The sequence below is a fragment of the Testudinibacter sp. 'clade 2' genome (genome assembly GCF_006227735.1).
In the GTDB taxonomy this organism is placed as follows: domain Bacteria; phylum Pseudomonadota; class Gammaproteobacteria; order Enterobacterales; family Pasteurellaceae; genus Chelonobacter.
On the sequence record NZ_VDHB01000001.1, the window covers coordinates 21,677 to 28,662 of the forward strand.

Sequence of the window (6,986 nt, forward strand, 5' to 3'; positions counted from 1 at the left end):
TATCCTTCTAGGTGGTAAATTTCACAATAACGTTAAAAATAAACTCAACACGGTTTAGCAATAAAGATAAAATTGCATTTTTATCTTTAATCTGCTTTTAAAAAAATAAATTTTTGTAATGCATTTAATAATTGACTAGCCCAAAAACGCCCTTTCGGTGTTAATTTCAACGATGTATTTTGATATAAACACAATCCACTTTGTTGCCATTGCCCAAATAATGGCGTTAATATAGATAATTCCTCGGCATTAAAATAACGTCCACATGCTAGAAATCCTTTTTCTATGCCGCCCTGCACGGCCGCACTTTTATCAGCCCAAGACGGTCTTTGCATTAACATTGCAATCGGTTTTTGATTTTGGGTAACCTGTTGATAATAATTAGGTAATTCTCGTTGTTGCATAAAACTCCAACGCCCGATATTTCCGCCAGCAGCACAACCAAATGCTAAACAATTCGAATGCTCTTTAATTAACAGATTATATAAATTACGTTCTCTCGTATTCCTTGCCCAATGGCTATTACTGATTTGCCGCCAATTATATTCAGTTAATTGTTTTAATCCTTGTAGATATAACTGCTGCCGCTCTTCAAAAGTCGCAATTGAAATACGCTGTACCTCCACAGATTTGCCTAATATTGTATTTGGTAAAACATTTAAAGCATAAAGATCAACCCCATCCATTTGCAAAGATTCTATCCATTCTAAATCTTTTGCTAATACCTCAGAGGTTTGCCCTGGCAAACCGAACAGTAGATCACAGACAATTGCTCCTTGATCAAGTTTTATTAGATAATCAATAAACTCAAGGAGTTGATCCTGTGTTGATTGCCGCCCAAGCTTGCGTCGAATATCTGTGTCAAAAGTTTGCACGCCGATAGAGATCCGATTCGCTCCGGCGGCAAAACAAGCAGCCAATTTCTCTTTATTTTCTTCTGAAACCCGAGTCTCAATCGTAATTTCACAATCACTTGCCAATGGAAAATAATTTTTTAACGCCTGTAAAATAATCGATAAATTATGAGTCGAAAGTGCGGTTGGCGTGCCTCCACCAAAATAAACCGCCTGTATAGGATGCTGCTGATATATTTTATTCTGACTATGTTGTTGAATCTCTTTTAATAAAAATTCGGTGTAATTTTGCGCTGCATTTATTTCAAATCGATTCTGATAAAACCCACAAAATTTACAGTGTGTTTCACAAAAAGGAATATGCAGATATAACAATGTTTTTTGGTATCCAGTATCAAGTTGCTGTAATTCATTCCACTGCTGCTGAATTATTGAACGATCAATCGGCGCACTTCCTGCCCAAGGCATTGTTGCCTTTCGTGAAGAAAACGGCATCCCTTCAGATTGGGCAAAAAAGCGACTGATATCATATTCCATATTTATTTTCCTAAAGAAATAAAAAAACCTACTTGACTTGGATAAGGCCTGACATTATAATAACAATCATTATCATTATCAATATAAATTAAAACAATTTGTCTGTATGTATAAAAAACCTGCTTTCCTCAAGCACTTCTTATTAGGATTATTATTCTGTCTCTGCATAGGCTGCACCACTTTAGCTAGCAAACAACAAATTAAACCGCAGCAGGACATACAAAAAACTGTTTTTGATGTCAGCCAACAGCGCTATATCCAAATTGATGATTTAGTTGATCAACTGGCTGAAAGTAAAATAATTTTGATCGGTGAAAAACATACTGAAAAGAAACACCACCAAGCCCAACTACGGCTAATAACAATGCTGGAAGAGAGATCTTTGATCAACAGTATTGCTCTAGAAATGTTTCCTTCTACAGCACAAACCGATCTAAACCGGGCTCAAACCGTCATTCGTCGCCAACCCGCGATATCGGATCACGAAATTGCCGCTCAACTGGATTGGGATTCAAAATGGGATTGGACCCAATACCGAACTTTGATCACTTACTTGTCCAGATCCAATATCAATATTTACGGTGCAAATTTAAGCCGTGAAGAAATCAATATCTTATTGCAGGGCGCTTATCCGCTACTGGGGGAGAAATCTACAACAACAAAAGTAAAACAAGCGATTAGGACCTTAATTGTTGAATCTCACGCAATAGATCATAGCGATCCGTTAATTGATCGATTAGTGGAGATCCAGCAATTCAAAGATCGCCGAATGGCTGAAACCTTACTTAAAAATAATAAACCAATTCTTTTTATCGGTGGGCTGCATCATATAAGAAAGTCCATCGGGGTTCCGCTACATTTAGCAGAATATTTAGAAAGTCATTATAAAGTTATCGCAATGGTTGAAAGTCTATCCGATATTGAGATGAATGATGCCGATTATATTTGGGTGCTATAAAGATGAATATTATTCGGATCATTTTAGGCATTCTGGTCAGTTATGTTGCATCAGCCGCAATTGCCCAACCGCTCATTCCGACCAAAGTGCAAGCAGCAAATCCTGATCATGTTCAGCACAACGATCACTATGCTTGGCTAGCGGATAATCGCTATCAAGATGAAATTGAGCAAATTATCCGAGAGGAAAACCGCTACACACAAAATTTCCTTGCCTCGGAGCAAACTCTCAGACAACAACTGTCAAATGAAATCACCTCCCGTTCGCAGCAGCGTCCAACCGCATTATATTGGTCAGATAACGGCTATCATTATCGCCGATATAACCAAGGTTACCATCCTGTCTTTGAACGAAAATCCACTCAACATAGTCATTGGCACTTAATTGTTGATGGTGCACAACAAGCTGAAAACCATGCATATTATCAACTTAATATTCCGGTTATTTCGCCTGATAATCGACTTGCTTTAATTGCAGAAGATATTATCGGTAATGAAAATTATCAGATTTCACTTATCCATTTAGATAAATCAATGACTCCCGAAACAACGCTAGAAGTGAGCAATACTAGCGGAGAAATTGTTTGGGGAAAAAATAATCGCACTTTCTATTATTTACAACAAGCCTCTGAAACCGGCAACATTATCGGTTTATACCGGCATGTTATCGGCTTACCGCAAAGTGAAGACCATCTGATTTATCAGCAGAATTCAACGAATGGTCATCTGTCGATATCACTCTCTTCTTCTGGTCAGTATTTAATCTTAGATCTTAATAAACAAGATGGATCAGAGATATACACTCTAGATCTAATGCAATCCAATCCTGAAATGACACTGTTTGTGCCTGAAAAGATAGGATATGAATACTATTTGGATCATCATAATGACGGCTTCTACATTAAAAGTAACCATAATAATACTGAATTTGAATTATTCTATGCCAAAGACAAACAAGCAAAGTGGCAAACTGTTTATACCCCGCATAACGGCAGTACCCTCGAAAGTTTTACCTTGTTAAAACACTGGGTGATTGTCAAAGTGCGCAATCACGGCGTTCCTGAGCTATATTATTGGTCGATACCACACCATAGCAAGGTAGAAAAAATCCCGTTCCCGGATCCCAATTATTTAGTGAGCATACTACATGGGGATGGGCAGGATTCAGCGCATTTAACACTACGCTATAGTGCTTTGAACGTACCGCAAAGTATTGTGAAGTTTGATCTGTACCAACAACAATGGTTGGATATGCCTAAATCAGGCATCCATAATACCGCAGCCCAGCACTACCAAACTGAATATTTATTGATTCCGGTGCGTGACGGAATATCTGTACCGGTTACGCTGATTTATAAAAAATCACACTTCAAGAAAGGTAAAAATCCCCTGTTATTAACCGGCTATGGTGCTTATGGATTCAGTATGCAACCGGTATACGGCACGGCTTATCGCAGCTTACTCGACAGAGGTTTTGTTTATGCAATAGCGCATGTCAGAGGCGGTGGTGAGTTGGGGCTTGCTTGGCACACCCAAGGGAGCAGGCAATTCAAATTGAACAGCATTCATGATTTTATTGATGTTGCTCAAATCTTACAATTAAAAGGTTATGCAGCGCCTGACCGCACTTATGCCCTTGGAGAAAGTGCCGGTGGATTGTTGGTTGCTGCTGCCGTCAATCAAGCGCCACAGCTGTTTCGTGCCGTGGTGCTACAAGTGCCGTTTTTGGATATGTTAGCCGCCCTCGGTAATCCAGCGACCAAAACAGATTCTGAAGTTGCAGAATGGGGCGACATTTCACAACCTGAAGAGTATCAATATATTAAAAGCTACTCACCTTATGAAAATATTCAGCCTCAACAGTATCCTTCAATCTTGATTATGACAGCCCAACAAGATCAACGGGTTCCATTTTGGGAAAGCTTAAAATATGCCGCTAAAATCCGACAGTATAATCTGGCTGATAGCGCGATTTTACTCAATATCGAACCCCATTCGGGCCATAGCGGTCGTTATGGCGGTGCAAGTCGCCAGATCAGAAGTCTTACCGCCTACACATTTTTACTCAAAATCGATCGCATTGCTAGCCAAAGTCATCTTATACCCAGCAATACACTTATTTATAACAAGGAAAAACAATGAATTATTCGATTATTAGCCGTTTTATTGCTTTAGTTTGCTGCGGTCTTCTTCCCGCTATCGGTGGCTATGCCGATCAAAGTTCGCAAGATGAATTACAACTTGATGACTTAAAAGTATTAGGTTCGCCGCGCACTACATCACAAAAAACGTTTAGTATTCCCGGCGCAGTCAGCGCTGTGGGTGAAAATAGAAAAATGCAATCATTAGACAGTGTAGTGCGAGCACTGCCGGGAACCTTTACCAACATCAACCCGACACAAGGTACGGTTAGCGTCAATATTCGGGGAATGACCGGTTTTGGCAGAGTCAACACGATGGTTGATGATGTTCCTCAAACTTTTTACGGTACTTCATCTAATTCCAGTAGTAAATATCATAGTGAAAACGGAGGATATGGACCCAGCAGCCAATTCGGCGTTATGATTGATCCGAATTTTCTGACCGGTGTCAGCGTCACTCGAGGATTCTCACAAGGTGCTCAAGGCGTGAATGCTTTAAACGGACACTCCAATCTACGTACCATTGGAGTCGATGATGTTGTTTTTGCCGACAGTAACATTGGTTTACTGTCAAAATATAATTACGGCACCAACGGATTAGGGCAAAATGCTATGTTGGCGGTGGCTAGCAAACGAGCTGCTTTCGACAACGGTTCAATAGGTGCAATGTTAGCCTATAGCGGCGGCAAAGAAAAAGCTAATTATAAACGCGGTGACGGCACACATTCGATTCAAAATGACTATGTTCGCCGTCTGGATCAATCGCCCCGCTCTTGGTTGGCGAAATTTGAACTATCCCCTTCCGCGCTACATAAAATTGAACTGGCTGCCCGTGGCTATCAAAACAGTGTCGGTGGTCGCCAAACAAAAAACAGTAATTATTATCTACGCTATAAGTTTGACCCGGCTAGCCCTTTAATTGATTTTACCTTGTTGAGCGCTTATACCGATAATCGCCAACTTTATGATAATGACGCCAACATTTGGCAACTGGATAAAGCGAAAACAGGCAACCGTTCTTACTATCTGGATATCAACAATATTTCCACATTGCACTGGCAAGATTTCACCTCGAGTTTTACCTTAGGCAGTAGTGTTATGACTAACACCTATGCTAAAAAAGCCTTAGGTGTCAATAAAGACAACTATGATTATACGCCCTTTTCTCCTGTCGGCAGACAAACTATCTACAGCCTATATTTAATCAATGAATTAACCTATCAGAATTTCACATTAAATACCGGCTTGACCTATGTTGACGGTACGGTCCGAGGTCATAAAGGTTCTTGCCACGCTTTGGGCAGCAGCGATAATTCTTTTGCCGATTTGGGTTGTTTTCCAAAAAATGCCGCCAGTATGAAATTAAACAGCAAATCATTGCAGCCGTCAGTGATGCTATCCTGGGATTTAAACCCGTGGTTCAAACCGTTTATCAGCTATTCCCAATCTACTCGAATTCCGAATACCCAAGAAGTCTTCTTCAATAATGAAGGCAGCGGCTCAATGAATCCCTATTTAAAACCGGAACAAGCTAAGATCTATCAAATTGGTTTTAATACCGAAAAAGAAAACATATTCACAGATAATGATTTCTTAGGTTTCAAATTGACAGCCTATATTAATCATATAAAAAACTATATTCATAGCCAAAGTTTCTATATTACTCGCAGCGGTACCCGAATCACCGACCTAAATCACCCTGATTTATATGGAGATTTTCATGCACAAATGTATATTAACGCACTGAATCCTATTAAGCACAAAGGTATAGAAATTGCTTTAGAATATGATTCCGATACACTCTTTGCCAATTTATCCTATAGCCGACAAAAAACGACTTTACCTTTAGATGTTAGCTCTTCAATCGGTACCGGATTCGGCACAACATCGATCACCTATCTACCGGAAGACTACGCTACGCTGACATTAGGCGGACGGTTTTTTGAGCGTGATTTAACCATCGGATCTATTTTTAAATACACCGGAAAGTCACGCCGCGAAGTGCCAAACGGGCTTGAAGTAGATAAATACGGCAATGATTCGCAAGCACTGCCGAAAATTCCGATTATTATCGATCTTTACGCCACATATCGACTCAACAAGCACGTCCTACTCAAAGCCTCGGTGCAAAATCTATCAAATAAAAATTATGTCGATGCATTAAATTCACTCAACTCAACCGGCTCACAAGTGGGGACCGATAGAGATGACAACTACGTTTACTCGTTTACTAATTCAGCACGTGGACGAACATTTTTATTAGGCGCTGAAATTCGTTTTTAATATCAACAATATTAACTAATTCAAGGAAAACTTATGAAAATAACCTACAAAACCACTGCTATGGTATGCTTACTGAGCTTGTTTACCGCTGCCTGCTCGTCAACCTCGTCTTCTTTTACTGAAGAAAAATCAAATACTACCACAGAAGTACCAAAATCTGAGGAACCTAAACCAGAAGAACCTAAACCAGAAGAGCCTAAACCAGAAGAGCCTA

The 6,986-nt window shown here is 39.8% G+C and carries 5 protein-coding genes; 4 read left to right on the forward strand and 1 reads right to left on the reverse strand.

Annotated features, from left to right (window positions below; genetic code table 11):
- Positions 1-86: 86 nt before the first annotated feature.
- Complete coding sequence (hutW, locus tag FHQ30_RS00105) at positions 87-1,391, reverse strand: heme anaerobic degradation radical SAM methyltransferase ChuW/HutW (protein ID WP_139611291.1); 1,305 nt, start codon at positions 1,389-1,391, stop codon at positions 87-89.
- A 106-nt stretch (positions 1,392-1,497) separates the two neighbouring features.
- Between hutW and FHQ30_RS00110 the strand changes: the two genes are divergently transcribed.
- The 4 genes from FHQ30_RS00110 to FHQ30_RS00125 all read left to right on the forward strand — a co-directional run.
- Positions 1,498-2,349 carry a ChaN family lipoprotein gene (locus FHQ30_RS00110; protein WP_139611292.1) on the forward strand — a complete coding sequence of 284 codons (852 nt, stop codon included), beginning with the start codon at positions 1,498-1,500 and terminating at the stop codon, positions 2,347-2,349.
- Positions 2,350-2,435: 86 nt separating this feature from the next.
- On the forward strand, positions 2,436-4,490 hold the full coding sequence (locus FHQ30_RS00115) for a prolyl oligopeptidase family serine peptidase (RefSeq protein ID WP_176552758.1): 2,055 nt from the start codon (positions 2,436-2,438) through the stop codon (positions 4,488-4,490).
- Positions 4,487-6,772 (forward strand): TonB-dependent receptor domain-containing protein, encoded by a 2,286-nt coding sequence (locus FHQ30_RS00120; protein ID WP_139611294.1) that lies wholly within the window; start codon positions 4,487-4,489, stop codon positions 6,770-6,772. Before FHQ30_RS00115 ends, FHQ30_RS00120 begins: the two co-directional genes overlap by 4 nt.
- 33 nt (positions 6,773-6,805) lie before the next feature.
- Positions 6,806-6,986 (forward strand): hypothetical protein (locus tag FHQ30_RS00125; RefSeq protein ID WP_500692244.1); only part of this gene is annotated, 181 nt, incomplete at its 3' end.